The organism is Microbispora hainanensis, from assembly GCF_006874475.1.
In the GTDB taxonomy this organism is placed as follows: domain Bacteria; phylum Actinomycetota; class Actinomycetes; order Streptosporangiales; family Streptosporangiaceae; genus Microbispora; species Microbispora hainanensis.
Genome location: NZ_VIRM01000021.1, coordinates 50,430 through 76,119, shown reverse-complemented (window position 1 = coordinate 76,119; position 25,690 = coordinate 50,430). Strand labels below are relative to the sequence as shown.

25 protein-coding genes are annotated in these 25,690 nt (G+C 69.8%); 8 read left to right on the top strand and 17 right to left on the bottom strand.

Translation table 11 applies throughout. The annotated features are described in order from the left end of the window. Positions 1 to 5 precede the first annotated feature (5 nt). Positions 6 to 563 (bottom strand): hypothetical protein, encoded by a 558-nt coding sequence (locus tag FLX08_RS18565; RefSeq protein ID WP_142620135.1) that lies wholly within the window; start codon positions 561 to 563, stop codon positions 6 to 8. A 94-nt stretch (positions 564 to 657) separates the two neighbouring features. Here FLX08_RS18565 and FLX08_RS18560 point away from each other — a divergent pair, with 94 nt between their 5' ends. Beyond that, positions 658 to 1,212 (top strand): PadR family transcriptional regulator, encoded by a 555-nt coding sequence (locus tag FLX08_RS18560; RefSeq protein WP_142620134.1) that lies wholly within the window; start codon positions 658 to 660, stop codon positions 1,210 to 1,212. Positions 1,213 to 1,389: 177 nt separating this feature from the next. On the opposite strand, the gene dnaB is transcribed toward FLX08_RS18560, so the two are convergent. Beyond that, positions 1,390 to 4,260, bottom strand: coding sequence for a replicative DNA helicase (gene dnaB / locus FLX08_RS18555; protein WP_280117116.1), 2,871 nt, complete (start codon positions 4,258 to 4,260; stop codon positions 1,390 to 1,392). Positions 4,261 to 4,551: 291 nt separating this feature from the next. Between dnaB and FLX08_RS18550 the strand changes: the two genes are divergently transcribed. Next, positions 4,552 to 5,880 carry an MATE family efflux transporter gene (locus FLX08_RS18550; RefSeq protein WP_142620133.1) on the top strand — a complete coding sequence of 443 codons (1,329 nt, stop codon included), beginning with the start codon at positions 4,552 to 4,554 and terminating at the stop codon, positions 5,878 to 5,880. Position 5,881: 1 nt separating this feature from the next. Here FLX08_RS18550 and FLX08_RS18545 read toward each other — a convergent pair whose 3' ends face one another. The 7 genes from FLX08_RS18545 to rpsF form a co-directional block, all read right to left on the bottom strand. Beyond that, positions 5,882 to 6,625 carry an amino acid ABC transporter ATP-binding protein gene (locus tag FLX08_RS18545; RefSeq protein WP_142620132.1) on the bottom strand — a complete coding sequence of 248 codons (744 nt, stop codon included), beginning with the start codon at positions 6,623 to 6,625 and terminating at the stop codon, positions 5,882 to 5,884. Continuing rightward, the gene (locus FLX08_RS18540) at positions 6,622 to 7,518 is read right to left on the bottom strand and encodes an amino acid ABC transporter permease (protein ID WP_142620131.1); all 897 of its coding nucleotides are present in this window, start codon (positions 7,516 to 7,518) and stop codon (positions 6,622 to 6,624) included. Before FLX08_RS18540 ends, FLX08_RS18545 begins: the two co-directional genes overlap by 4 nt. Beyond that, a complete protein-coding gene (locus FLX08_RS18535; protein WP_142620130.1) occupies positions 7,515 to 8,396 on the bottom strand; it encodes an ABC transporter substrate-binding protein in 882 nt (293 codons plus the stop codon). Before FLX08_RS18535 ends, FLX08_RS18540 begins: the two co-directional genes overlap by 4 nt. A gap of 179 nt (positions 8,397 to 8,575) precedes the next feature. Continuing rightward, positions 8,576 to 9,022 (bottom strand): 50S ribosomal protein L9, encoded by a 447-nt coding sequence (gene rplI / locus FLX08_RS18530; protein WP_142620129.1) that lies wholly within the window; start codon positions 9,020 to 9,022, stop codon positions 8,576 to 8,578. A 19-nt stretch (positions 9,023 to 9,041) separates the two neighbouring features. Further along, on the bottom strand, positions 9,042 to 9,278 hold the full coding sequence (rpsR, locus tag FLX08_RS18525; RefSeq protein ID WP_076439843.1) for a 30S ribosomal protein S18: 237 nt from the start codon (positions 9,276 to 9,278) through the stop codon (positions 9,042 to 9,044). A gap of 87 nt (positions 9,279 to 9,365) precedes the next feature. After that, positions 9,366 to 9,914, bottom strand: coding sequence for a single-stranded DNA-binding protein (locus FLX08_RS18520; RefSeq protein WP_142620128.1), 549 nt, complete (start codon positions 9,912 to 9,914; stop codon positions 9,366 to 9,368). 102 nt (positions 9,915 to 10,016) lie between these two features. Beyond that, positions 10,017 to 10,307, bottom strand: coding sequence for a 30S ribosomal protein S6 (gene rpsF / locus FLX08_RS18515; protein ID WP_142620127.1), 291 nt, complete (start codon positions 10,305 to 10,307; stop codon positions 10,017 to 10,019). A gap of 271 nt (positions 10,308 to 10,578) precedes the next feature. On the opposite strand from rpsF, the gene FLX08_RS18510 reads away from it, so the two are divergent. Then, positions 10,579 to 10,824, top strand: a complete 246-nt coding sequence (locus tag FLX08_RS18510) for a hypothetical protein (protein ID WP_244312732.1) — start codon at positions 10,579 to 10,581, stop codon at positions 10,822 to 10,824. An 11-nt stretch (positions 10,825 to 10,835) separates the two neighbouring features. On the opposite strand, the gene FLX08_RS40710 is transcribed toward FLX08_RS18510, so the two are convergent. Further along, positions 10,836 to 11,012 (bottom strand): hypothetical protein, encoded by a 177-nt coding sequence (locus tag FLX08_RS40710; RefSeq protein WP_167530482.1) that lies wholly within the window; start codon positions 11,010 to 11,012, stop codon positions 10,836 to 10,838. A gap of 184 nt (positions 11,013 to 11,196) precedes the next feature. Between FLX08_RS40710 and FLX08_RS18505 the strand changes: the two genes are divergently transcribed. Next, positions 11,197 to 11,988, top strand: coding sequence for a deoxyribonuclease IV (locus FLX08_RS18505; RefSeq protein ID WP_142620125.1), 792 nt, complete (start codon positions 11,197 to 11,199; stop codon positions 11,986 to 11,988). A gap of 43 nt (positions 11,989 to 12,031) precedes the next feature. Here FLX08_RS18505 and FLX08_RS18500 read toward each other — a convergent pair whose 3' ends face one another. The 4 genes from FLX08_RS18500 to FLX08_RS18480 form a co-directional block, all read right to left on the bottom strand. Continuing rightward, on the bottom strand, positions 12,032 to 13,294 hold the full coding sequence (locus FLX08_RS18500) for a glycosyltransferase family 87 protein (protein ID WP_142620124.1): 1,263 nt from the start codon (positions 13,292 to 13,294) through the stop codon (positions 12,032 to 12,034). A gap of 87 nt (positions 13,295 to 13,381) precedes the next feature. Then, on the bottom strand, positions 13,382 to 14,749 hold the full coding sequence (locus tag FLX08_RS18495; RefSeq protein ID WP_142620123.1) for a glycosyltransferase family 87 protein: 1,368 nt from the start codon (positions 14,747 to 14,749) through the stop codon (positions 13,382 to 13,384). A gap of 103 nt (positions 14,750 to 14,852) precedes the next feature. After that, positions 14,853 to 17,837, bottom strand: coding sequence for a transglycosylase domain-containing protein (locus FLX08_RS18490; protein ID WP_167530481.1), 2,985 nt, complete (start codon positions 17,835 to 17,837; stop codon positions 14,853 to 14,855). A gap of 82 nt (positions 17,838 to 17,919) precedes the next feature. Beyond that, on the bottom strand, positions 17,920 to 18,303 hold the full coding sequence (locus tag FLX08_RS18480; RefSeq protein WP_142620120.1) for a DUF5318 family protein: 384 nt from the start codon (positions 18,301 to 18,303) through the stop codon (positions 17,920 to 17,922). 125 nt (positions 18,304 to 18,428) lie between these two features. Between FLX08_RS18480 and FLX08_RS18475 the strand changes: the two genes are divergently transcribed. Continuing rightward, a complete protein-coding gene (locus tag FLX08_RS18475) occupies positions 18,429 to 19,067 on the top strand; it encodes a PadR family transcriptional regulator (RefSeq protein WP_142620119.1) in 639 nt (212 codons plus the stop codon). A gap of 13 nt (positions 19,068 to 19,080) precedes the next feature. Beyond that, entirely contained in the window at positions 19,081 to 20,160 is a 1,080-nt protein-coding gene (locus tag FLX08_RS18470) for an inositol-3-phosphate synthase (RefSeq protein WP_142620118.1), read from the top strand. Between the two features lie 79 nt (positions 20,161 to 20,239). On the opposite strand, the gene idi is transcribed toward FLX08_RS18470, so the two are convergent. Further along, the gene (gene idi / locus FLX08_RS18465) at positions 20,240 to 20,836 is read right to left on the bottom strand and encodes an isopentenyl-diphosphate Delta-isomerase (protein ID WP_142620117.1); all 597 of its coding nucleotides are present in this window, start codon (positions 20,834 to 20,836) and stop codon (positions 20,240 to 20,242) included. Positions 20,837 to 20,938: 102 nt separating this feature from the next. Here idi and FLX08_RS18460 point away from each other — a divergent pair, with 102 nt between their 5' ends. Continuing rightward, on the top strand, positions 20,939 to 22,240 hold the full coding sequence (locus FLX08_RS18460) for an MFS transporter (protein ID WP_142620116.1): 1,302 nt from the start codon (positions 20,939 to 20,941) through the stop codon (positions 22,238 to 22,240). A 61-nt stretch (positions 22,241 to 22,301) separates the two neighbouring features. Here FLX08_RS18460 and FLX08_RS18455 read toward each other — a convergent pair whose 3' ends face one another. Together FLX08_RS18455 and FLX08_RS18450 are read right to left on the bottom strand one after the other, a co-directional pair. Continuing rightward, complete coding sequence (locus tag FLX08_RS18455; protein ID WP_142620115.1) at positions 22,302 to 23,567, bottom strand: adenosylmethionine--8-amino-7-oxononanoate transaminase; 1,266 nt, start codon at positions 23,565 to 23,567, stop codon at positions 22,302 to 22,304. Continuing rightward, complete coding sequence (locus FLX08_RS18450; protein WP_142620114.1) at positions 23,568 to 25,004, bottom strand: CCA tRNA nucleotidyltransferase; 1,437 nt, start codon at positions 25,002 to 25,004, stop codon at positions 23,568 to 23,570. It abuts the gene before it with no gap. A 142-nt stretch (positions 25,005 to 25,146) separates the two neighbouring features. Here FLX08_RS18450 and FLX08_RS18445 point away from each other — a divergent pair, with 142 nt between their 5' ends. Further along, positions 25,147 to 25,683, top strand: coding sequence for an aminoacyl-tRNA deacylase (locus FLX08_RS18445; protein ID WP_142620113.1), 537 nt, complete (start codon positions 25,147 to 25,149; stop codon positions 25,681 to 25,683). The last annotated feature ends 7 nt before the right edge of the window (positions 25,684 to 25,690 follow it).

The following is a 25,690-nucleotide window of genomic DNA, read 5'->3' as shown; positions in this document are numbered from 1 at the left end:
TCCGATCAGGCGGCGTAGCGGGCGCGGACGATCTGGGGGTAGCGGATGGTGAACAGGGCGGGGAGCGCGAAGCCGCACACCTTCACGGCGATGATCGCGGCGGTGGCGTGCGGGGCGAACGCGAGCAGCAGGGCGAGGCCGACGGCGTTGAGGGTGAAGCCCACCGCCCAGACGGCGGTGATGACGGCGTTGACCCGGTAGAACAGCGGGGTCGCCTGCACCTCGGCCGGGGTCGTCCGGCGGGCGATGCCCAGCGTGAACGGCTTGCGGATCGCCAGCGACCCCCAGGCGGTGAGCGCCAGCCAGGCCACCGAGACGGCCGGGCCAAACTCGCCGAAGGGCGCCGGCGTGATCGTGAACGCGGCGAGCGTCAGACCGGCGAAGAACACCCCCGAGCTGAGCTCGATGACCAGCTCGTCCCAGCCGCGCCCGGCCCTGCGGTCGACGGCGAGCAGCACGAGCGAGACGAGGAGCGCGGCCGTGGCTCCGAACCTGGCCTCGCCGTTCGTGCTGAGGACGGCGAAGGCGATCCACGGAAGGAAGGTGAGGACGTAACGGAGCACCGGGGGTTCCTTCGGTTCGACGTTCCATTAGTGACATGTCGAAAGTAGAACTTCCATTATCGACATGTCAACACAGGAATGTACGATCGGATCCATGAGCCTTCGTCATGCCATGCTCGGCCTCCTGTCGGCCGGGCCCGCCAGCGGCTACGACCTGCTGAAGACCTTCGAACTGTCGCTGGAGAACGTCTGGCCCGCCACCCAGAGCCAGCTCTACGCCGAGCTCGGCCGGCTGGCCAAGGAAGGGCTGGTGCGGGTCGCGGCGGAGGGCCCGCGCGGGCGCAAGGAATACGAGATCACCGAGGAGGGCCAGGCCGAGCTGCGCCACTGGCTGGTCGACGTGCCGCCCACCATGACCCGGCGCAGCGACATGCTGCTGCGGGTCTTCTTCCTCGATCAGGTCGGCGCCGACGCCGCCCGCGGCTACCTGGAACGGCTGGCCGAGCGGGCCGTCCACGAGCACGACCAGCTCCTCGGCATCCGCGAGTTCGTCATCGGCCAGGGCGGCGACGCGCTGCGGCTGTACGGCGACATCGCGCTCGAGTGGGGCCTGCGCCTGACCGCCGCGCAGCGCGAGTGGGCCGAATGGGCCGCCGCGCGGGTTGCCGCACTGGAGCCCGAAAAGGCCGGGCAGGCCGGGGCCGAGTAAGGACTTCCGCGGGCCCGGCTGGGTGGGTGCACTCCGGCTCCCACCCGCGGATACCGGAGCCCACCCACCGTTCGTTCACCGTCGAGGCGGTCTTCATCCTCACCCTGTGGGAGGGGAAGATGCCCGCAGCCGGAGCCGTCGCCCCACATGCCCAGGGGCGCGCACAGCGTGGGGAAGCTAGTGCGTGGCCATGTCCACGAAGCGGCTGTAGTGCCCCTGGAAGGCCACCGTCACCGTGGCCGTGGGGCCGTTTCGGTGCTTGGCCACGATCAGGTCCGCCTCGCCCGCGCGCGGCGACTCCCGCTCGTACGCGTCCTCCCGGTGCAGCAGGATGACCATGTCGGCATCTTGCTCGATAGAGCCCGATTCGCGCAGGTCCGACACTTGTGGGCGCTTGTCCGTACGCTGCTCGGGGCCACGGTTGAGCTGGGAGATCGCGATGACCGGCACCTCCAGCTCCTTGGCCAGCAGCTTCAGCGCACGGGACAGCTCCGAGACCTCCTGCTGGCGGCTCTCGGTCTTCTTGGGCGAGCTCATGAGCTGGAGATAGTCGACGATCACGAAGCGCAGGTCGTGGCGCTGCTTCAGGCGGCGGCACTTGGCCCGGATCTCCATCATGGACATGTTCGGGGAGTCGTCGATGAACAGCGGCGCCTCGGCGACCTCGCCCATCCGGCGGGCCATCCGCGTCCAGTCGTCGTCGCTCATCATGCCCGAGCGCATCGTGTGCAGCGCCACCCGCGCCTCGGCGGACAGCAGACGCATGGTGATCTCGTTGCGCGACATCTCCAGCGAGAAGATGACCGTGGTCATCCCATGCTTAATCGCCGCAGATCGGGCGAAATCCAACCCCAGGGTCGAGTTGTGCGTGGGGATGCATGACCTGCCGGCCAGATACATGTGGTCGGCGTTGTCGACCTCCACACACCTCACCGGGACGGAAGACACCGGGCGGACGTCCACGATGTAACGCACCCGCGTGGTGGGATGCGCCTTCGTCACCTGCCTGTCGGCCTTCCGCGCGAGCCGGAAGGCCTTCTCCACCGGAGTAAAGTTGATCATGTAGCAGGTGGACGACTCCGCGGTCCTGCCCTTGACGGTCTTCGTCCTCATCGTGGCCTTGTGGCCCAGGCTGAGCACGAGTTCGAGCGCGTCTTCGGCGAGCCTGCGGTTCGTGAGAGCGAGCTGCACCTGCCCGTTGCGGTTCACGTAGCCGTCGGTGTCCAGGAGTCCGGCCAGAAGATCCCGCCGCTGGCGCTGCGACGCGCGAAGGTACGACCGGGGGATGTGCTTGTCACCGAGCACGCCGAGGCCCCGCAGGATCGCCTGCACGCTGCCGTGGTCGTCGTGACACTTCTGACACCGCCTGCCCCCCGAGGACGGCTCGCCGCAGTCGCCGCAGGCTGGAGCGGAGACCGGCTCCGAGACGAACCGCGCCCCGCCCCCGCAGGACCGCCCGCACGTGCGCACCTGGGAGGTCCTGGGAACGAACGGTTTTCCACAGACAACGCAGTCACGCTCCGGCGACGGCTCCGGAGCGGGAAGCTTCAGCGCGTAGGCGATGCCCGTGCCCAGCCGGACGACCCGCAGGCCCTCGGACTCGAGCTGCGCGACGATCTCAGGCTCGACGGTCGTGATCCTCGCGCTGTCGCTGTGGCCGTCCCCGAGCCAGACGCCCAGAGCGTACGGCGAGAGGGGCAGCTCACGCTCGGGCAGGTCGAACGCCTCCGCGACGGCCACCGCGTGGTTCGGGCGGTTGTCCGACGAGGCGCAGCGCAAAGTGGCGGCGATCTGCTCGGTGGTCACGACGTCGCCGTGGACGGCGGTCGTGGCCGCGTTCTTCGGCCTGCGCACGTGCTCGTTCAGGCTTTCGAAGAGCCGCCTGCGCGAGTACACGGGCGTGTTCCAGACATGGCTGCGGGCCGGGCCGCTCAGCGGGCGGGGCGCCTTCCCCGCCGATCCGACCGCGCGCTCCACCGTGTGCAGCACGTTATGGAACCGCGAGCCTACGACGGCCAGCGCCTCCCGATGGGTGATGAGCTCGTCGGGAAGCGTCAGCGCCGCCGCGTAGGCGTCCTCTACCTTCCGCAGCTCGGCGGAGGACCAGTAATAGCTCGTTCTGCTCTCCGAGCGCTGCCGGCGGCCGGCCCGCGTGCTCGTACGCCACTGGTGCTGGGCATCGGCCACGATGACCGTGCCGTCGCTGAACTCGACCTCGTAGCAGGGCCTGTCCACCATGACGTCCGTGGCGGCCACGACGCGAGTCGGACGTCCGTCGGCGCCGATGAGATGGTCACCGACCTTCACCTCGCCCATCGTGGTCCACCCATCGGGCGTGGGCAGTGGTGTGTCGAGGGCCAGCGCCTTGCCAATCGCCGGACGGGCGGCCACGACGATCATCTGGCCGGGGTGGAGGCCGTTGGTCAGGGCGTCGAGATCCTGGAAACCGGTCGGGACGCCGACCATCTGGCCGCCGCGGCTGCCGATGGCCTCGATCTCGTCCAGCGCCGACGGCATGATCTCCGCCAGCGGGAGGTAGTCCTCGGAGGTGCGGCGCTCGGTGACCTTGTAGATCTCGGCCTGCGCGCGGTCGACCAGGTCGTCGACCTCCTCGCCCTGGCCGCCGTAGCCGTAGGAGACGATGCGGGTGCCGGCCTCGATGAGGCGGCGCAGCACGGCCTGCTCGCGGACGATCTTGGCGTAGTAGCCGGCGTTGGCGGCGGTGGGCACGATCGCGGTCAGCGTGTGGAGGTAGGCGCCGCCGCCGACCCGGGCGACCTCGCCGCGCTTCTGCAACTCGTCGAAGACGGTCACCGAGTCGGCGGGCTCGCCCCGGCCGTACAGATCGGTGATCACTTCGAAGACGATCTGGTGGGCCGGCCGGTAGAAGTCGTCGGCGCGCAGCACCTCGATGACGTCGGCGATGGCGTCCTTGGACAGCAGCATGCCGCCCAGCACCGACTGCTCGGCCTCGATGTTGTGTGGCGGCGTCCGCTCGAACGTCGAATCGGAGCCTCCCGGTCCCCCCGGGAAGTCGAGCACGCTCACCCTCACACCCCCTGCCCAGCGGTCACAGCAACCCCAGCCCGGTGCGCAAGTCTCCCCAACCCCGGGGTCAGGCGGCAACTTGACCAGTGGACAACCCTGTGGACAACGTGTGCAGTCCGCTCCCCCGACATGTGAAAACCCTGGGGACGACCCTGTGGACAGTGCGGTGACCACGTCGGCGAAGGCCGCTGCCACCTGGGATTTCGATATCCACGGCCTGTGGAGGAAAGAAAGTGGCCGGAGAATCTCGATACCGATCGAGCATGGCTCAGTAAGCCCCAAAATAGGCTTATGCCACTTACCTCCGGGGCGGGACACGGCCGTGCCCACGACAGGGAGATCCTCAGGCTCGCGATCCCGGCATTCGGGGCCCTGGTGGCCGAGCCGCTCTTCCTGCTCACCGACTCCGTCATCGTCGGCCACCTCCCCGATCCAGCGCTCGGCGCTCTCGGCGTGGCCAGCGCGGCTCTGTCGGCCCTCGTCGGACTGTGCGTGTTCCTCGCATACGCCACCACCGCCGCGGTCGCGCGGAGGCTGGGGGCGGGGGACGTCAGGCAGGCGATGCGCCAGGGGATGGACGGCCTGTGGCTGGCCGCGATCATCGGACTGGCCGTCAGTGTGGCGTGCTGGCCTCTTGCTCCATTTATCGTACACCTGTTCGGAGCGACCGGCCAGCTCGCCACGCAGGCCGTCACCTATCTGCGCATCAGCCTCCTCGGCATCCCCGGCATGCTGCTGGTCCTCGCCGGCACCGGCGTCCTGCGCGGGCTGCAGGACACCCGCACCCCGCTGGCCGTGTCCGTCGCGTCGTTCGGGCTGAACGGGCTGCTCAACATCTGGTTCGTGCTCGGCCTCGGCTGGGGGATCGCCGGATCGGCCTGGGGCACCGTCGTCGCGCAGTCTCTGGCCGCCGCGACCTACCTCGCTCTGGTCGTGCGGACCGCCCGCGCGCACGGCGCCTCGCTGCTGCCCGACCTCGCCGGTGTGCGGGCCGCCGGCGCCGCCGGGTTCGCCCTTGTCGTCCGTACGGCATGCCTGCAGGCCGTGCTGCTCGTCGCCACCTCGATCGCCACCCGGATGGGCGACGACCAGATCGGCACGCACACGATCGCCGCCCGCATTTGGACCTTCCTCGCCTTCGCCCTCGACGCCATCGCGATCGCGGGGCAGGCCATCACGGGCCGCGCGCTGGGCGCGGGCGACACCACGGGCGCCCGCGAGGCGACCAGGCGCATGGTGATGTGGGGCATCGGATGCGGTGTCGTGTTCTGCGCGGCCGTCCTGCTGGCGCGCCCGCTGGTGCCCGCCCTGTTCGACGCGCACGGCCAGGCGGCCGCCGAACTGCTCGCCGTACTGTGGCCGGTCGCGCTCCTGCAGCCGGTCGCGGGCGTCGTGTTCGTGCTCGATGGGGTGCTCATCGGGGCCGGCGACCAGCGCTACCTCGCCTGGGCGGGGCTGTGGACGACGCTGGCCTACCTGCCGTTCGCCGCCGTCGCGGGCACCCTGGTCGCCCTCTGGCTCGCGCTCGGCGTCTGGATGGCCGCCCGGCTCGTCACGCTGGCCCTCCGCGCGTACGGCAGCGCCTGGATGGTCACGGGCGCCTCGCGGACGGCCGCCTGACTCACATGCGGCGGGCCTCCAGCACGCGCTGGAGGAACGCCTGCGTGCGCGGATGCTCGGGTGCGCTGAAGATCTGCTCGGGCGGGCCGCTCTCCAGCAGCACGCCGCCTTCGAGGAAGCACACGGTGTCGGCGATGTCGCGGGCGAAGCCCATCTCATGGGTGGCCAGGATCATCGTCATCCCGGTCTCCTTGAGCTCGCGGATCACGCCGAGCACCTCGGTGACCAGCGTGGGGTCCAGCGCGGAGGTGACCTCGTCGAGCAGCAGCAGGCGAGGGTCGGTCGCGACCGCGCGGATGACCGCGACCCGCTGCTGCTGGCCGCCGGACAGCCGGTCGGGATACTCCCCCGCCTTGCCGGCCAGCCCGAACCGGTCGAGCAGCTCGCGCGCCCGCGCCTCGGCCTCCTCGGGCCGCACGCCGTGGACCTTGCGGGGCGCGAGCGTGATGTTGTCGAGCACGGTCATGTGCGGGAACAGGTTGTACGCCTGGAACACCATGCCGATGCGGCGGCGCACGTCGTCGGGGTCGGCCCGCACGTCGGTGATCTCCGTGCCGTCCAGGTGGATCGCGCCGTCGTCGATCGTCTCCAGCAGGTTGACGCAGCGCAGCAGCGTCGACTTGCCCGAGCCGGACGCCCCGATCAGGCAGACCACCTCGTGCGGCGCGACCTCCAGGTCGATCCCGCGCAGCACGCTCAGCCCGTGGTAGTGCTTCCAGACGTCTTCGATCTTCAGCAGGCTCATGCCGTGCCGCCTCCCGTACGGCGCCGGGCGGCCCGCGCGGCGAGATGGTCGGTGAACCGCGCCATCGGCACCGTCAGCGCGATGAAGAGCAGCGCGGCGACCAGGTAGGGCGTGTAGTTGAAGGAGGATGCGACGTGGATCTGGGCCTGGCGCAGCGCCTCCAGCGGGCCGAGCACGGAGACCAGCGCGGTGTCCTTCTGCAGCGAGACGAAGTCGTTGAGCAGCGGCGGGATCACCCTGCGGACGGCCTGCGGCAGCACCACGTGACGCATGGTCTGACCGTGGCTCAGGGCCAGCGACCGCGCCGCCGCCCGCTGGCTCGGGTGCACCGACTCGATCCCCGCCCGGAACACCTCCGCGACGTACGCGCCGTAGGACAGCACCAGTGCGATGATGCCGAGCGTGACCGGGTCGCTCGGCGTGCCCTGCAACTGGAGTGCCGGGATGCCGAACCCCACCAGGTAGATGAGCAGGATCGTCGGAATGCCGCGGAAGACGTCCGTATAGAGCACGGCCAGGGCGCGCAGCGGGAAGAACACCGGTGAGCGCAGGCCGCGTACGACGGCGACGAGGAGGCCCACCACCAGGATGAACACCTCGGCGATGAGGAACATCTCGATGTTGAGCACGAAGCCGCGCAGCACGTCGGGCAGCGCGGCGACGAACGCCTCGGGGCTGAGGAAGGTCTCCCGCACCCGCGGCCACCCCGGCGACGAGGTGATCCCGACGACCAGGGCGACCACCACGACGATCGTGGACGCGGTCGCGACGGAGACGGACCGCCGCGCCCGGCCGCGCAGCTCCGCCTCCCGGCGGAGCTGGCGCTCGCTCTTCACCCAGGCGGGCGGCTTCGTGTCCTCGGAAGCCCCCGCCGCGGATTGCCCGTCGGTCACTTGAGCTCCGGCGCGCCCGCGGCCGCGGTCAGCCACTGGCTCTCGATCTGCGCGAGCTCACCCGACGACTTCAGCTCGCCGAGCGCCTTGTCGACGCAGCTCACCAGCGGGTTGCCCTTCTGGAACAGCAGGCCGAACTCCTCGGGCTCCCCGGCGTTCGCGTCGAACTGACCGACGATCTTCGAGCCCTCCACCTGGGCGGCGGTGACATAGAAGGCGGTCGGCAGGTCGACGACGATGGCGTCGATCTGCTTGTTCTTCAGCGCGTTGACCGCGTCGACCTGCTGGTTGAACACGCTCGGGTCCTTGGAGGGCTGGATGACCGACCGCACCGCCTCCAGCGCGGTGGTGCCCGCCTGTACGCCGATCTTGGCGTCCTTGAGCTCGGCGAGGCTGGTGGCGGAGGCGAACTTCGTGCCGTCGAGGGCCACGACGCCCTGCTTGACCGTGTAGTAGCCCTGGCTGAAGTCGACGGCCTTGGCCCGGCTCGGGGTGATCGAGATCTGGTTGACGTCGAAGTCGAACTGCTTGGGCCCCGGGGCGAACGACGAGTCGAACGGCACGACCGCCCAGGCGACCTCGTCCTTGGTGAAGCCCATCTTCTCGGCCACGGCGTAGGCGACCGCGCTCTCGAACCCCTGCCCGTTGGAGGGGTTGTCGTCCTTGAACCACGGCTCGTACGCCGGCTTGTCGGTGCCGATCGTGAGCTTGCCGGGGGTGGTGAGCTTCAGGCTCTCCTTCGCGCACGCGTCGGCGGCGGCGGAGCCGGCCGGGCTCGCGGCGGCGCTCGCGGTGGTGGAGGTGTCGTCCGCCGGAGCGCAGGCGGCGGCCGCCAGCACGAGGGCGCCGGACGCCAGCAGGAGTGAGGGACGGCGCATCGCAGCCTCCATCAAGGGGTGTTTCCACGAAATCCGCTAAATCGGACGGCAAGATACTAGCGTTCCGTATAACCCTTGTTGACCTGAGGGGAATCACTCCGCACCGGACGGCTCGGAGAACCGCGAAGGGCCCCTCTCCGGCGTACGGAGAAGGGCCCTCGACGGAACTGCGAAGGGTGTCAGCCCGCGACCACCTCGACGTCGAGGGTGGCGGCGACCTCCGGGTGAAGCCGGACGCTCACCTTGTGGGTGCCGACGCTCTTGATCGCGTTGCCGATCTCGATGCGGCGGCGGTCGAGCTGCGGACCGCCGGCGGCCTTGACGGCGTCGGCGATGTCGCCGGTCGTGACCGAGCCGAACAGCCGGCCCGACTCGCCCGCGCGGGTCGTGAGGCGCACCTTGAGGGCGCCGAGCTGGCCGGCGACCTCCTTGGCGGAGCCCAGGTCGCGGATCTCGCGGGAGGCACGCGCCTTCTTCAGCGAGGCGACCTGCGACTCGGCGCCGCGGGTCCAGCGGATGGCGAAGCCACGCGGAATGAGGTAGTTGCGGCCGTAGCCGTCCTTGACCTCGACGATGTCGCCGGGAGCGCCGAGGCCGGAGACCTCAGTGGTGAGGATGAGCTTCATTTGTCCTGAGTCTCCTTTCTCAGCGCGCGGTGCTCGTGTACGGCAGCAGGGCCATCTCACGAGCGTTCTTGATAGCGGTCGCCACGTCGCGCTGGTGCTGGGTGCAGTTGCCCGTCACCCGGCGGGCACGGATCTTGCCGCGGTCGGAGATGAACTTCCGCAGCAGCCCCGTGTCCTTGTAGTCGACGTAGGAGATCTTGTCGTGGCAGAAGAGGCAAACCTTCTTCTTGGGCTTGCGCACTGCCGGCTTCGCCATCGTGGTGCTCCTCTCAGAGCCCCGCATGAAGCGGGAATGGTCGCTCGGTTGTGTTTACGGTGGTTGGGACCGGAAGGCCCCGGTGACCTAGAAGGGCGGCTCGTCGCTGAAGTCGCCGCCGAAGCCGCCGCCGCCGCCCTGCGGGCCGCCGCCGAAGCCGCCGCCACCGCCGGAGCCGTAGCCCCCCTGCGGAGCGGGCGCCGCGGTCGCCCACGGGTCGTTGGCCGGTCCGCCGAAGCCGCCGCCACCGCCACCGCCACCGCCCTGGCGCGAGGTCTTGTTGACCTTCGCCGTGGCGTTGCGCAGCGAGGGGCCGACCTCGTCGACCTCGACCTCGTAGACCGTGCGCTTCTCGCCTTCCTTGGTCTCGTACGACCGTTGGCGCAGCCGTCCCTGAACGATCACCCGCATGCCGCGCTGGAGGCTCTCGGCGACGTTCTCCGCCGCCTGCCGCCAGACGTTGCAGGTGAGGAACAGGCCCTCGCCGTCTTTCCACTCGTTGGTCTGCCTGTCGAGGAACCGCGGAGTGGACGCGATGCGGAACCGGGCCACGGCCTGCCCCGTCGGGGTGAAGCGCAGCTCCGGGTCGTCGACAAGATTGCCGACGATCGTGATCTGGGTGTCGCCTGCTGCCATCGGTCGCTTTCGCCTTCCTATCCCGTCAGCTGAGCCGTCAGAGGCTCAGAGTACGGCCCGGGCCCGACAAACCGCCGGGCTTCGGGGTGCTGCCAGTGAAGCTCAGTGGAGCTCGGGGCGGATGACCTTGGTGCGGAGAATGCCCTCGTTCAGGTTGAGCTGGCGGTCCAGCTCCTTCACGGTGGCGGGCTCGGCGGTCAGGTCGACCACGGCGTAGATGCCCTCGGACTTCTTGGCGATGTCGTAGGACAGACGGCGACGGCCCCAGACGTCGACCTTCTCCACGGTGCCGCCGTCGTTGCGGACGACGCTGAGGAACTGGTCGAGCGACGGCTGCACGGTGCGCTCGTCGAGGGACGGGTCGAGAATGACCATCATCTCGTAGCGACGCATGTGTGATCCAACCTCCTCTGGACTCTTGCGGTCACGACGCCTTGCCGTGACAGGAGGACCCTGCGCCTCGCGCCGGGTGGCATGCCCCCCGGCCCTTATCAGACGCAGTCGAATAAGGCTATCAGCCACTTGGCCCCACCCGGCCCGGAGAGTGAAACTGGAGGTCGGAGAGGGGGTAGCCGCGATGCGAAACGCCATCGGCCGAAAAAGAAGGCACCCCGGTCACTTCACACTCGACACGGACGGCAGGCCGCACCCGCGGGAGAACGCGATGACGATCGCGACGCTGGTGTGCGGCCTGGTGGCGTTCGTCACGGGCTTCATCGTGGCGGCCCACATGATCGCGTCATGGGTGGGCGCGGTCGGGTTCTGGGGCGGGCTGTACGCCCAGTTCGTCTCGTCGACCACCAGACAGCGGGCGCTGATCATCGTGGGGATCGTGGGGTCGTTCGTCGGCGCCGCGCTGGGCATCGCGCACGGGGGATTCCTCCCCCGTGGCTTCTCCCTGCGCAACTGACGCGTGACCGTTCAGCCGCCGATGTGCAGGTCCACGCCGAGCAGCACGAGGAACCACAGGAAGACCGCGATCAGCGCCTGGGCGACCTGCTTGAGGAGGGTGGGGGTGATGTAGTGGTGGAGCCAGGCCACATAGAGGCCGACGAGGATGTAGATGAGAAGGATGAAGCTGCCTAAGCGATATCTCATGCTCGTCTCCTTGACGACGAAGTAGTATCGCGCGCGGGTCTGGGGGGCGCGTGCACACGCGACTGCCCTGTTTCGCACGCTTGAAACAGCGCGCCCTCTTGAAACGCTCTTGGAGAGCGCCTAGAGTTCGCCCCCGCGTCCGGCGGCCTCGCGATCAGGCGGCAAGCATTGATGGAGGAACGGCATGGACAGCCACAACGGCGCCCGCCCGCGGATCGGAGCCCACGTCGACCAGGACGATCCGCTGGCGCACGCGGCGGCCCGCGGCGCCGACGTGGTGCAGTTCTTCCTCGGCGATCCCCAGGGGTGGAAGGGCCCGGTGATCCCCGCCACCGCCGACGCCCTGCGCGCCTCGGACGTGGACGTCTACGTGCACGCGCCGTACGTCATCAACGTGGCCACCGCGAACAACCGCATCCGCATCCCGAGCCGCAAGCTGCTCGACGCGCATCTCAAGGCGGCGGCGGCGATCGGCGCCAAGGGCCTGATCGTCCACGGCGGGCACGTCAGCGCGGGCGACGACCCGCAGATCGGCTTCGACAACTGGCGCAAGGTCTTCGAGCGCACCGAGTGCCCGATCCCCGTGCTGATCGAGAACACGGCCGGCGGCGGCAACGCCATGGCGCGCAAGCTGGAGCGCATCGCCCGGCTGTGGGACGCGGTGACGGCGGGGGCGCCGGATCCCTCGGTCGTCGGCTTCTGCCTGGACACCTGTCACTTCCATGCGGGCGGTGAAAAGCTCGACGGCATTGTGGAGCGGGTGAAGGCGATCACGGGCCGCATCGACCTCGTGCACTGCAACGACTCGCGCGACGCGTTCGACTCCGGGGCCGACCGCCATGCCAACATCGGCAACGGCCAGATCGACCCCGAGCTGCTCCTGGAGGTCTGCCGGAAGGCCGGGGCGCCGATCGTGGTGGAGACGCCGTTCGAGGGCCAGGCCGACGACATCGCGTTCCTGCGCAAGCACCTGTAGGCACTCGTCCACACCCTGTGGATAACTCTGCGGATTGAAACCGTCAGGAAGCGGGTACGGGCGCCGGAACCCCTCGCTCGTCCCGCACCCTCCCGGTCCTGCGCGTGGCGCGCCACAACTGCACGTACGACGTGACGGCCGCGGAGAGGAAGACGAGGTTGCGCAGGACCAGCACGAGCGTCCCCGGCAGGGTGCCTGTCCAGCTGTAGTCGAGCTCCACCCAGGGATACATGACGCCCGTCAGCAGGGCGGCGACCATGACGAGCAGGGCGGCGGGCCGCTGCGTCGGGCCCGGCCGGTCGCGCCGCACCGACAGGATGACGGCGGCGATGCCGATCACCCACACGAGATACTGCGGCGACAGCACCCGGCTGGTGGCGACCAGGAAGAGCACCGTGGTGAGGGCGGCGTCGTAGTACGACCGGGGGCTGGGGGCCGCGCGCAGCCACCACAGGCCGATCAGCGCCAGCGCCACGGGCGTGGCGGCCAGGCTCAGCATCGTCGCCACGCCCACGCCGCCGCCGACGGCCTCCATCGCGCCGTGCCGATAGGTGGTGTAGCCGTCCCACCAGCCGAGGGCGCGGGCGAGCGCGAACGGCGTGGCGGCCAGCGACTCGATCTGCAGCCCGCGCTTTTCCTGCGCGGTGAGGAAGTCCAGCGCGTGCGGCAGGCTAAGGGCGGCCACACCGCACCCCCCGGCAGCGACCGCGATCGTGAGCCCCGACGCGGTCAGCAGTTCGCGCCACCGCCGCAGGCCGGCGAGCAGCGCGACCGGCCAGACCTTCACGAGGAGCCCGGCGCCGATGAGCGCCCCCCGCACCACCGGGTTGGCCGACGCCGTCAGCGCGAGCACCGCCACGAGCGTGACCATGAGGTCATAGCGGGAGACGAGCACCGGGCCGAGCAGGGCCGCGCCCACAGTCCACGCCCACGGGCCCGTACGGCTCCCGCCGCGCCGGGAGTTCGAGAACCGCACCAGCACGAGCAGGATCACGAGGTCGCACAGCGCCGCCAGCAGATAGAAGGCGACGTGGTAGCCCAGCGGCAGCAGCCGGGGGGCGAGCAGCGGCAGCGCCGCGAACGGCGGATACTGCCACTTCTCGTCGCCCGCCGGGAACTCCCCCTGCGCCAGGATCTCGGACCAGTGGCGATAGAGGGTGACGTCGTTCCTGAACGCCTCGCCGTGCCCGGTCGGGATGGTCTGGGTCGCGACGAGGAGGAGCATCCCCCTGGTCACGACCCACACCAGCAGCAGGAGCCATGGTGGCCTCCGGCGCATCGTGTCTCCCCCGTTCGTCGCGGACACTCTCACGCGACGCTACGCGATGCCTCCGCACGGACGGCTCGGAACCGCGCCGCGACGGGCGCGAAATCCGATGTAAGTTTCACGGCTTCACACCGTCTCCGGCTGTCGCCGCACCCCTCGCGAGAGGAGCGAACGGCGCAGCACGAGACGGTCCTCGGCGTGGTCGAACACCCCGCCCGACGGGTCGTCGACCTCCCCCTGGCGGATGACGTCGTGCTCGGGCCGCAGGATGTCGCGGACGACGAGCGCCATGAGGATGACGATGGTCAGCGCCCGGGCCCAGACCGACAGGAAGTAGGGGTCGTCGCCGATGCCCTCCCCGGCGTGGTCGGGATACTGGCTGATCAGGTAGAGCCAGATCGAGAAGAAATACCAGCACTCGGCGACCTGCCAGGCGGCCAGCGCCCCCCACCTCGGCCTGGCCAGCACCGCGAACGGCACCAGCCACAGGACGTACTGCGGCGACCAGACCTTGTTGGTGATCATGAAGGCGGCCAGGGCGAGAAAGCACAGCTGCATCAGGCGCGGGCGGCGCGGCGCGGCGAGCGCCAGCACGGCGACGCCCAGCAGGAGCACCGCCAGCGCGGCCATGGCCATGGTGTTCAGCTTCTCGGCGTCGCCGAGAAAGGCCAGGAAACCGGGCCTTTCCATGCCGAACCACTCGGTCTTCTGGAAGAAGAACCACAGCCCGCCCCAATCGGCGCCGCGCTCGCTGCTGAACGCGTAGAACTTCTCCCAGCCCTCGAAGTTGACCAGCATGATCGGCACATTGACCAGCAGCCACGCGGCAGCGGCCCCGGCGACGGTCTTGAGGAACGGCACCCACTTCGCCGTACGCACCGTGAGCAGGAACAACGCGCCGAAGAACATCAGCGGGTAGAACTTCGTGGCCACGGCGAGGGCCAGCAGCACGCCCGCGAGCCACGGCCGGTCGCGGGCCCAGGCCAGCAGGCCGCCGAGCGCGAGGGCCCCGGCGGCGAGGTCCCAGTTGATGTACGCGCAGAGGATGACGGCCGGGCCGACGGCATACCAGAGCGCGTCCCAGCGGCGGGCGTGCCCGGCGAGCGCGGCCGTGAGCAGCACGCCCACGACCAGCGCGATCCCCATCAGGATCACGGTGACGTCGTAGAACACGATCCCGTCACCACCCGCGAGGCGGCGGGCGAACTCCATGATCCCGCCGATGCCCACCGGATATTCGACCGGGTAGTCGACGTACGGGACCTTGCCCTCGTTGAGCTTCTCGGCCCAGAACAGCGGATAGATGTCGGTGTAGCAAAAGTTCGTGAACTGCCCGACGCCGCCGTTCCAGGCTCCGCCGAACCGGCAGGGATATTTCCACAGGTACGCGAGAACGGCGCCGAGCCCCCCGAGAAGCCCGAGAGGCAGGTACGGCATCGCCCGCGCGGCGACCCTGAGCAGCCGGGCGAAGTCGTTCGTGATCCGGGTCGTCATGCTCGGTATTGCACCATTCAACGCCTCGGCTTGGCGACTCCGCGCATCGGAAGGGCCCGCGGCGGGAGTCGCCGCGGGCCCCTTCGGGACACCGGATCGCGGATCAGGCGCCGGTGCCGTTCCTGCCGTTTCCCGACCCGGTCGGCAGGGCGGCCGGGGGCTGGTTGATGTTCAACGGGACGTCGTCGCCGCCGGGGCCGCCGTCCGAACCGCCCGTGCCCCGGTCGTCGCCGAGGCCGTCGCCGCTGTCACACCCCGGGCCGCCGTTGAAGCAGCTGCCGTCGTCGGGGAAGTCGGTCGGGAAGTCGGTCGGGAACCCGGCGTCGTCCGGCTCCGGGCTGGGCGTCGGCGTCGGGCTCGGCACGATGTTCTCCGGGCTGCCCAGCCCGGCCTTCTGCGGGAACTGCTCGACGGGCTTGCCCGCGAGCGCCTCCATCATGAAGTTCCGCCAGATGGTGGTCGGGTAGGTCGCGCCCTCGATGCCGGCGCCGAGCGATATCTCACGGGGCTTGGAGTAGGGGTTGTTCGGGCCGTACTTCTTGCTCGGCTTCCCTCCGGGGGTGTCCGGGCAGTTCGCGTTGACGGGCTGGACGATCTTGCCCGACTTGGTGACGCACTGCTCGCGGTACATGCCGACCGCGGTGGAGATCTGCGGGGTGAAGCCGACGAACCACGCTTCCTTGTTGTCGTTGTTCGTGCCGGTCTTGCCGGCGGCCGGGCGGCCGATGCCCTTGCCCTGCGCCGTACCCGTCTTGAGGACCTCCTCCATCGCCGCCACGGAGTCGGCCGCCGCCTCGGGCGTGATCACCTGCTTGGCCTCACGGCGCTCGGCGAAGACGACCGCCTTGTCCTTCCGGACCTCCTTGACCACGTGGTAGTCGACGTGCTTGCCCTCGTTGGCGAAGATCGAGTAGCCGGCGGCCTGCTCGACCGGGGTGACCAGGGCGCTGCCGATGGAGAACGCGTACTTGTGCTCCTTGACGTCGTCCTCCAGCCGGGTCTTGTCGAGCCCGGCCTCCTCCGCGATCTGCTTCACCGCGCTGAGCTGCCCGATCGTGCCGTTCTCCTCGTCCAGCTTGTACGCCATGGACGCGAAGGCCGTGTTGACCGAGTCGGCGGTCGCCGTGGTGACGTTGATCGCCGACCCGACGTTGTGGCTGTTGCCGATGGGCTTGGTGCCCGGGAGCTCCTCCGGCACCGTCTTGTTGCCGGGCACGAAGCTGTTCAGGCTGTGCCCGGCGTCCAGCCAGGCGGCCAGCACGTACGGCTTGAACGCCGAGGCGGCCTGCTTCTTCGAGTCGAACGGTTCGTTCCAGTTGTCCTTGACGTAGTCCTCACCGCCATAGAAGGCGAGCACCCGTCCGTTCTTGGGGTCCACGGCGGCCAGACCGGCGTGGATCTCCTTCGGCAGGCTGGCGGTGGTGCCGCGGACCGCCTTCCTGGCGGCCTGCATGAGCTTCTTGTCGAAGGTCGAGATGATCTTGTAACCGCCGCTCCTGACCTGGTCGGGCGGCAGGTTCATCCGGGTCTTCAGCTCCTGCAGCACCTGGACGACCATGTAGCCCTTCAGACCGCCCAGCTCGTTGCTGTTGCGCTCCGGAACGGTCTTGGGGAACTTGGCCGTGCCCGGCAGCTTGCCGTACTTGGCCGGGTCGAGCTTCGCCATGGCGTTGACGACGTCCTTGAACCGGCTCTGCAAGCGCGGGGAGTCGGCGTCCAGGGAGGGCGTCTGGATGCGCGCGGCGAGGTAGGCGCCCTGCTCCACGGTGAGCTGTTCGACGTGCTTCTTGAAGTACGCCTGCGCGGCGGCCTCGATGCCGTACGCCCGGCCGAAGGGCACCGTGTTGAGGTACTGCAGGAGGATCTGGTCCTTGGTCATCTCCTTGTCGAGCTTGACCGCGACGAAGATCTCCTTGATCTTTCGCTTGATCGACACTTCCTGGCTGAGGCCGTCGTAGTAGTTGCGGGCCATCTGCTGGGTGATGGTCGAGGCACCCTGGAGCTGCTGCCCGGTCGCCGTCATGTAGACCGACCGGATCATGCCGGGGATCGAGATGCCGCTGTCGTCGCGGAAGGTGTCGTTCTCGATCGCGATCACGGCGTCCTGGACGTGCCGCGGCACCTTGTTGATGTCGTCCAGGATGACGCGCGGGGTGCCCACCTTGGCGATCAGCGTCTTGCCGTCGTTGTAGTAGATGGCGCTGCCCTGCGCTATGGCTTCCGCCTGCGTCGCCTCCGGAACCGGGGTGTTGGCGTAGGCCACCGCGATCATGCCGAAGGTGCCGGCGGCCAGCACGGTGAAGGCCGCCACCAGGATCTTCCAGCTCGGGACGAAGCGCCGCCAGCCCGTACGGCGCGGCCTCTCGTCGTCCTCGTCGAAGTCGTCGAAGTCACGCGGATCCCGGGGGCCGCGTCCGCCGGGACCACCCGGACCACCCGGACCACCCGGGCCGCCGGGTCCACCGGGGCCGCCGGGGCCACCCCGGCCCGCGGGCCTGCGGCGGCGGCCGCCGGTCTGGATCGCCTCGGTGCGCTGCTCGTCCCCCCGGGGGTCGCGGGGGTCGCGGGGGTCACGGCCGTCACGGGTGTCGCGGCCGTCGCGGGGGAAGCCGCCCGCCGGCATGCCCATCGCCTGGGTGCGCTCGTCCCCGCCGGGACGGCCGGGCCTGCCGGTGCCCGCAGGGCCGCCGGGACCGCCGGGGCCGGCCGCGTAGCGCGGGTCACGGCCCCCCGGCGGGCGTCCGCCGCCCGCCGGTCCCCGGGCCCCCTGCGGTCCCGGAGCCGTTCGCTGCGGCCGGCCCTGTTCCGGCCGCGGTTCCGGCCTGGGAGGCACCGCGTTCATGGCCGCCGTGTCCTCGAAGGCGGCCGCCTCACGGCGGCGGTCGGGTCCGGCCGGCCGGGCGCCGCGGGGCGGCTGCGGGGCCGGTCCCCTGCCGGGCTGCCGTGGCGGGGCGGGCTCGCCGTACTCGCCGTACTCGTCGGATTCCCGGGGCGAGCGACGACGGCGCCCAGGGCGGGATGATCCACCGGAGCCCGAGGCGTCCTCGGGACGGCCGGTCGGCTCCGGTCCGTAGCTGCTGTAAGTCACGCGTCCTCGTCAGATGGTTCGGGGAATTTATCGACGTCGGCCGGCAGGCCGGCGGGCTGCCTCCTGGAGGTGGAGGTCCGCCCTAGAGGGAAGGGCCCGGGGGATCGGCTGTTCCGAGGACGAACGACACCGCCAGGTGGTTCCAGGAACAACCTTGGCAGACCTCCACCACGTAGACGCGGAATTCGCGGTATTCCCGCGCCATCGCGGTGAGCTCGGCCATCCCTTTTGCCTGGCCGGCTACTCGTCCTAATTCGTCCCCATATACGTATGTGACGTTGGTCACGTTCCTTCGTTCACATATGGGGCAGCTGCGGCTCGTCGGCTCTCCGTGGAACCGGGCCGCGCGGAGCAGGTAGGGGTGGGCGTCGCACACGTCCCGCGCCCGCATGCGGCCGGCGCGGACGGACTGGACGGCCGCCCGCTTAGCGAGGCCGTAGTCCACGACCGACCGCTGTGACCACATACGGCCAGATTACGACCCTTTGCCAAAACTTGCCCAACCGTTGACCCGTTGCCATCTATGACACCCCGACGTATCCTGCGGATGTATCGAGTCGATACATCGGTCGGACACAGGGGGTGGTTCCAGTGACGGGCTCTCGTGGAGGTGTGCTGGAGCTCGCCGTCCTGGGATCGCTGCACGAGACGCCCTTGCACGGATATGAGCTGCGCAAACGGCTCAACACGCTGCTCGGCATGTTCCGTGCCTTCTCCTACGGCTCGCTGTATCCCTGCCTCAGGGGTCTGCTCAACGAGGGCCTCATCGCCGAGGAGGAGCCTCCCGAGGACACGGTTCTCGGCCGTAGGTCGAAGATCGTCTACAAGATCACGGCGGAGGGCAAGGAGCGGTTGCAGGAGCTGCTCAGCCAGTCGGGCCCGTCCTCATGGGAGGACGAGAGCTTCGGCATCCACTTCGCCTTCTTCCGCCACACGGAGGCGGAGGTGCGGCTCCGCATCCTGGAGGGCCGCCGCAGCCGCCTGGAAGAACGCCTCGACCGCGTCCGTGAGGCTCTCGCCCGCACAAGAGAGCGGCTGGACACCTACACGCTTGAGCTCCAGCGCCACGGGCTGGAGTCGGTCGAGCGCGAGGTCCGCTGGTTGAACGAGCTGATCGACTCGGAACGGCGGAGCCGTTCGGCTCCCGGCGAGGGGGGTCACCCTCCGGATCCCGCGCAAGCCGTACAGGAAGAGACCCAGAGGGCGGACACGCCCGAGGCAGATAGGTAAAGGAGCGAGTGCTATGGGTTCGGTGCGCGTAGCCATCGTCGGTGTGGGCAACTGCGCCTCATCGCTGGTGCAGGGCGTCCATTACTACAAGGACGCGGATCCGAGCAGCCGTGTGCCGGGCCTCATGCACGTGCGGTTCGGTGACTACCACGTCGGTGACGTGGAGTTCGTCGCGGCCTTCGACGTGGACGCCAAGAAGGTCGGCCGCGACTTGTCGGAGGCCATCGTCGCCTCGGAGAACAACACGATCAAGATCTGCGACGTGCCGCCGCTCGGCGTCACCGTGCAGCGTGGCCCGACCTTCGACGGCCTGGGCACGTACTACCGCGAGATCATCGAGGAGTCCGACGAGGAGCCGGTGGACGTCGTCCAGGCGCTGAAGGACGCCCGGGTCGACGTCCTGGTGTCCTACCTCCCGGTGGGCTCGGAGGAGGCCGACCGCTTCTACGCCCAGTGCGCGATCGACGCCAAGGTGGCGTTCGTCAACGCGCTGCCGGTCTTCATCGCCTCCGACCCCGAGTGGGCCGCGAAGTTCACCGAGGCCGGCGTCCCGATCGTGGGCGACGACATCAAGTCGCAGGTCGGCGCGACGATCACGCACCGCGTCCTGGCCAAGCTGTTCGAGGACCGCGGGGTCGAGCTGCTGCGCACCTACCAGCTCAACTTCGGCGGCAACATGGACTTCATGAACATGCTGGAGCGCACCCGCCTCCAGTCCAAGAAGATCTCCAAGACCCAGTCGGTCACGTCGCAGATCCCGCACGAGATGGCCAAGGCCGACGTCCACATCGGCCCGTCCGACCACGTGCCGTGGCTGGACGACCGCAAGTGGGCCTACGTCCGCCTCGAGGGCAGGTCGTTCGGCGACACCCCGCTCAACCTGGAGTACAAGCTCGAGGTCTGGGACTCGCCCAACTCCGCCGGCATCATCATCGACGCGGTCCGCGCGGCCAAGATCGCCCTCGACCGGGGCATCGGCGGCCCGCTGCTGTCGCCCTCGTCCTACTTCATGAAGTCGCCGCCGGAGCAGTACTCCGACGACGCCGCCCGCGAGGCCGTGGAGAAGTTCATCCGCGGCGAGGCCGAGCGCTGACGTCCGTCGTCCACCGCGTGTCCCGCCCCGGTTCCGCTCGATCGGACCGGGGCGGTCCCATGTCCACGCCCGGTGGACCTCAGTGGTTCGTGAGCGGGCGCGCGGCCGGCGGCAGGGCGGCGGCGTCGGCCACCGGCCAGGCCAGCGGGTCCGGCCCGAGCGCGACGAGCTGGGGCACCTGCTCCCTGGCCCAGGGCGAGATGTCCAGCTCCCCGCTCATCACCCCGGCGGCGAAGCGCGTCCAGGGCTCCCACCTGACCTCGCCCACCTCCTCGGCGTTGGGCGCGGCCTCTTCGGTGACCACGGCCCGGTAGACCGGGCACAGCTCGTTCTCCACCGTGCCGTTGTCCATCACGGCGCGATAGGAGAAGCCCGGCAGGATCAGGTCGACGGACTCGACCGTCAGGCCCAGCTCGAACCCGAGGCGGCGGATCACCGCCGACGACAGCGGTTCGCCCGGCAGGGGGTGCCCGCAGCAGCTGTTGGTCCACTGGTCGGGCCAGGTCACTTTCGAGCCCGCCCGCCGCGACAGCAGCACGCGTCCGCGTTGATCGAAGACATAGCTGGAGAACGCGAGATGCAGCGGCGTGTCGGCGCTGTGGACGGTGGATTTGGGGGCGGTGCCGATCGGGTTTCCCTCGCCGTCGACCAGCACGACATGTTCCTGTGACGTCACTCTGCGAGAGTACGTGATCACCTTGCCGCGGGTGAGATGTACGGGTCTTTATCAGGGTTGCGCCTGATGCCCGTGCGTGATCGCCCGCGTAGGCTGTCGCCCGTGTCCTACGCCTCTGATCTGCGGGTGGTCCTGCGGGGTCGAAACTTCCGGCGGCTTTTCGCCACACGGCTCGTCTCGCAGTTCTCCGACGGGATCTTCCAACTCGCCGTCGGCGGCTACGCGTTCTTCAGCCCGGAAAGGCAGGCAAGCGCGACCGCCATCGCGGCGGGCCTCGCCGTGCTGCTCCTGCCGTACAGCGTGCTCGGGCCCTTCGTCGGGGTGTTCATCGACCGCTGGTCGAGGCGGCAGATCCTCGTCATCGCGCCGGTCGTGCGCGGGGTCCTGCTGGTGGTGGCCGCCTGCCTCGTCGCGGCGGGGGCCTCCGACGTCGTCTTCTACGCGGCGGCCCTCGGCGTGCTCGCGGTCAACCGCTTCTTCCTGTCGGCCCTCAGCGCGGCGTTGCCCCATGTCGTGCCGTCCGAGAACCTGATGATGGCCAACGCGGTCACGCCCACTTCGGGCACGGTGGTGACGTTCGTCGGGGCGGGCGCGGGCGTCGTGCTCCGCGTGATCTCCGGATCGGACGACAGGGGCGTGGCCGTGCTGCTGGTCTGCTCCGGCGTCGTCTTCGGCCTGAGCGCGCTGATCGCGCGGACGATGGAGCGCTCTCTGCTCGGCCCCGCGTACGATCCGGACCGCCCGCAGGCCCGCGAGGCCGTACGGCACGTGCTCGCCGGCCTGGTGGACGGCGCGCGGCACATCGCGCACCGGCGTTCGGCGGGGGCGGCCCTCAGCGGCATCGCGACGCACCGCCTGATGTTCGGCATCTCGACGGCGGCCGTGGTGATGCTCTACCGCTACCACTTCACCCACGACCCAGACGACGCGCTGAAGGGCATCGCGCTCGTGCTGGGCGCCGTCGGCGCGGGAAGTTTCGCCGCGGTCCTGGTCACCCCGTGGGCCACCGAGCGGGTCCGCATCGAGGTCTGGGTGCCGGCGATGCTCGTGACGTGCGGAGTGCTGGAGTTCGCCCTGTGCGCGACGTTCCAGGAGTGGGCGTTCGTCGCCGCCGGGCTGGTGATCGGCGTCGCGGGGCAGAGCGTGAAGATCTGCGCGGACACCGTCGTGCAGCGCGACATCGAGGACGCCTATCTCGGCCGCGCCTTCTCCGTCTACGACATGCTGTTCAACGGCATGACGGTCCTCGGCGCGGTGCTGGCGGCGGCGCTGCTGCCGCGCGACGGCATGTCCTATCTCGCGCTCGCAGTGATCGGGGCCGGCTACCTGCTCGGCGCGGTGGTCTATCGGCTGACCCTGCCCTCCGCCGCACGCCGCAGGCCGCCGGTGCCCGCCGTCGACTGACTCCCGTCGATCGGCCTCCCGTTGATCGGTCTCCCGTTGATCGGTCTCCCGTTGATCGGCCTCACAGCGCCGCGGTGGCGGCGACCATGGCACCGGTGATGCGGGCGATGTCGCCGGGCGTGCAGGCGTACGGCGGCATCGTGTAGATCAGGCGGCCGAAGGGCCGCAGCCACACGCCGTGCTCCATCACGATGTCCTGAATTTTCGCGACATCGACGGGCTGGTCGGTCTCGATCACCCCGATCGCGCCCAGCACCCGTACGTCCCGTACGCCGGGGGCGCCCACGGCCGGGGCGAGACCGTCGAGCAGGGCCCCCTCGATGTGTGCGACCTCCTCCCGCCAGGGCCGTTCGGCGAGCAGGTCGAGCGAGGCGCCGGCCACGGCGCAGGCGAGCGGGTTGCCCATGTAGGTCGGGCCGTGCATCAGCACGCCGATGCGCTCGGCCACCCGCGAAGTGCACAGCGTGGCGGCGAGCGTCATGTAGCCGCCGGTGAGCGCCTTGCCGACGCACATGATGTCCGGCCTGATCCCGGCGTGGTCGCAGCCGAACATCTCCCCCGTGCGGCCGAAGCCGGTGGCGATCTCGTCGGCGATCAGCAGGATGCCGTGCTCGTCGGCCAGCTCGCGCAGCCGCCGCAGATAGGCCGGGTGATAGAACCGCATGCCGCCGGCGCCCTGCACGACAGGCTCGACGATGATCGCGGCCAGCCGGTCGGCGTGGGCCTCGACGGCCGCGGTGAGCTCCGCCAGATAGACCTCGTCGGGACCCGCCTGCGCGGTCCCACCCGGGCGGCGGCCGTAGTCATGCGGCGGCATCGGCGCGAAGACGTGCCGCGGGAGCATCCCGGTGAACAGGTGGTGCATGCCGCCGACCGGGTCGCAGACCGACATCGCGGCGAACGTGTCGCCGTGGTAGCCGCCCCGCACGGTCATCAGAGCCGAGCGCCCGCTGTACTGCACCGCCATCTTGATCGCGACCTCGACCGCCACCGAGCCCGAGTCCGCCAGGAAGACGCGGTCGAGCCCGGTCATCCCGGCCAGCCGGTGCGCGAGCCGTACGGCGGGCTCGTGGGTCAGGCCGCCGAACATGACGTGCGCCATGTCGCCGAGCTGGTCGCGCGCGGCGCGGTTGAGCCGCGGGTGGTTGTAGCCGTGAACGGCCGCCCACCAGGAGGCCATGCCGTCGATCAGCTCACGGCCGTCGCCGAGCGTGATCCGCACGCCCTCGGCCCGGCGGACGACGTGCACGGGCACCCCTGACGGCACCCCCGTGTAGGGATGCCAGACGTGCTCCCGGTCGAGCCGGAGGACCTCCGCGGCGTCCACCTACGAGACGATCCCGTTGTCGCGCGCCCAGTCGAGCAGGGCCTGCCGCGCGGCCTCCTTGCCGATCATGCCCTGGTCCATGCGGATCTCCAGCATGTGCTTGTAGGCCTTGCCGACGACCGGTCCCGGCGGCACGCCGAGGATCTCCTGGATCTCGTTGCCGTCGAGCTCGGGGCGGATCTTGGCCAGCTCCTCCTCGTCGGCCAGCCGGGCGATGCGCTCCTCGAGCTGGTCGTAGGTGCGCGACAGGGCCTGGGCCTTGCGCTTGTTGCGGGTGGTGCAGTCCGCCCTGGTCAGCTTGTGGAGGCGTTCGAGGAGGTGTCCCGCGTCGCGGACGTAGCGGCGCACGGCGCTGTCGGTCCACTCCCCCGTCCCGTAACCGTGGAAGCGCAGGTGCAGCTCCACGAGCCTGGACACGTCGGACACCACGTCCTTGGGGAACTTGAGCTCGGTGAGCCGCTTCTTGGCCATCTGCGCGCCGACGACCTCGTGGTGGTGGAACGACACCCGGCCGCCGGGCTCGTTGCGCCGCGTCTTCGGCTTGCCGATGTCGTGCAGCAGCGCCGCCCACCGCAGCACCCGGTCGGGACCGGACGCCTCCAGGTCGATGGCCTGCTCCAGCACGATCAGCGTGTGCTCGTAGACGTCCTTGTGCCGGTGGTGCTCGTCGATCTCCAGCCGCAGCTTGGGCAGCTCGGGCAGGACGTGGGCGGCGAGCCCGGTGTCCACCAGCAGCGCCAGCCCCAGCCTCGGGTGCGCGCCGAGGATCAGCTTGTCGAGCTCGTCGCGGATGCGCTCGGCCGAGACGATCTCGATGCGGCCGGACATCGCGGTCATCGCCTCGACCACCTGGGGCGCCACGGTGAACCCGAGCTGGCCCGCGAACCTGGCCGCCCGCAGCATCCGCAGCGGGTCGTCGTCGAACGACTGCTCGGGCCTGCCCGGCGTCCGCAGGATCTTGGCGGCCAGGTCGGGCAGGCCGCCGTACGGGTCGACGAACTCGTGGCCCGGCAGCCGCACGGCCATGGCGTTGACCGCGAAGTCGCGCCGGGCCAGGTCTCCCTCCAGCGAGTCGCCGTACATCACCTCGGGTTTGCGCGAGGCGGGGTCGTAGGACTCGCTGCGGTAGGTGGTGATCTCCAGCAGCCAGCCGCCCTTGCGCACGCCGACGGTGCCGAAGTCGATCCCGATCGTCCAGACGGCGTCCGCCCAGTCCTTGACGATCTCCAGCACCCGCTCGGGGCGGGCGTCCGTGGTCAGGTCGAGGTCCTTGCTCGCGCGGCCGAGGAGGACGTCGCGCACGGAACCGCCGACCAGGGCCAGCTCGTGCCCCCGGGCCGAGAACAGCTCACCGAGCTCGTCGGCGACCGGGGCGATCCGGCGGAACAGTTCGTTCACGGCGCGCTGCTGGCTGTCGCTCAGATTTGAAACGGACAAGGCTGGGTAGGTCCTTCGGTCACGGAACAGAAACTCTCCCCCGATGGCCCAGGTGTTCAGGTGTCACCCAGGGGAGACACGCTTAGCGATCACCAGGCCACGGACGGTTCGGGGGCGCTGGACGACGCAAGGAGCACACGAGATGAAAGACGCTCTCGCGATTCACCGCTGGCTCCTCGCCCACCAGATCCACCATGAGATCGTACGTCTTCCGCGCCCGTTGACATGCTCGGACGAGCTTCCCGAGGTGCTGGGGGTATCACCCGAGAGGTGCCTGTGCGTGTCGCTGTTCGAGGTGTCGGCGCGAGGGCGGACACACGAGGTGGCCGTGGTGACCGCGGTGAATGCCTGTCCCGGGCCGGCGAACGTGCGCGCCGTGCTGCGCGCTCACAGGGTAACCGTCGCGTCGGCCTACACCGTGAACTCCGCGACCGACTACGCGCACGGCCTGGTCTGCCCGCTTCTGCTGCCCGACGACCTGACCGTCTTGGTGGACCAGCGCCTGCTGGAGCGCATCGATCCCGACGAGGTCGTCCACACCGCGACCGGCGAGCGCCGCACCGCGTTGCGCGTGCGTGCCATCCACCTGTTCGACCTGGTGGCGGCCAAGCCCGTCGACCTGAGCGCCACCCGGCAGAGGGGTCCCACGAGCCTCGTGAGTCCTATGCGGACTGCTTAGGCCATAG

What these genes read in the sequence shown, in the direction of transcription:
- FLX08_RS18560 (WP_142620134.1), top strand. Translation starts at nt 658, where the DNA reads ATGAGCCTTCGTCATGCCATGCTCGGCCTCCTGTCGGCCGGGCCCGCC.
- FLX08_RS18550 (WP_142620133.1), top strand. Translation starts at nt 4,552, where the DNA reads ATGCCACTTACCTCCGGGGCGGGACACGGCCGTGCCCACGACAGGGAG.
- FLX08_RS18545 (WP_142620132.1), bottom strand. Translation starts at nt 6,625, where the DNA reads ATGAGCCTGCTGAAGATCGAAGACGTCTGGAAGCACTACCACGGGCTG.
- FLX08_RS18535 (WP_142620130.1), bottom strand. Translation starts at nt 8,396, where the DNA reads ATGCGCCGTCCCTCACTCCTGCTGGCGTCCGGCGCCCTCGTGCTGGCG.
- rplI (WP_142620129.1), bottom strand. Translation starts at nt 9,022, where the DNA reads ATGAAGCTCATCCTCACCACTGAGGTCTCCGGCCTCGGCGCTCCCGGC.
- rpsR (WP_076439843.1), bottom strand. Translation starts at nt 9,278, where the DNA reads ATGGCGAAGCCGGCAGTGCGCAAGCCCAAGAAGAAGGTTTGCCTCTTC.
- FLX08_RS18520 (WP_142620128.1), bottom strand. Translation starts at nt 9,914, where the DNA reads ATGGCAGCAGGCGACACCCAGATCACGATCGTCGGCAATCTTGTCGAC.
- rpsF (WP_142620127.1), bottom strand. Translation starts at nt 10,307, where the DNA reads ATGCGTCGCTACGAGATGATGGTCATTCTCGACCCGTCCCTCGACGAG.
- FLX08_RS18510 (WP_244312732.1), top strand. Translation starts at nt 10,579, where the DNA reads ATGACGATCGCGACGCTGGTGTGCGGCCTGGTGGCGTTCGTCACGGGC.
- FLX08_RS40710 (WP_167530482.1), bottom strand. Translation starts at nt 11,012, where the DNA reads ATGAGATATCGCTTAGGCAGCTTCATCCTTCTCATCTACATCCTCGTC.
- FLX08_RS18505 (WP_142620125.1), top strand. Translation starts at nt 11,197, where the DNA reads ATGGACAGCCACAACGGCGCCCGCCCGCGGATCGGAGCCCACGTCGAC.
- FLX08_RS18495 (WP_142620123.1), bottom strand. Translation starts at nt 14,749, where the DNA reads ATGACGACCCGGATCACGAACGACTTCGCCCGGCTGCTCAGGGTCGCC.
- FLX08_RS18480 (WP_142620120.1), bottom strand. Translation starts at nt 18,303, where the DNA reads ATGTGGTCACAGCGGTCGGTCGTGGACTACGGCCTCGCTAAGCGGGCG.
- FLX08_RS18470 (WP_142620118.1), top strand. Translation starts at nt 19,081, where the DNA reads ATGGGTTCGGTGCGCGTAGCCATCGTCGGTGTGGGCAACTGCGCCTCA.
- FLX08_RS18445 (WP_142620113.1), top strand. Translation starts at nt 25,147, where the DNA reads ATGAAAGACGCTCTCGCGATTCACCGCTGGCTCCTCGCCCACCAGATC.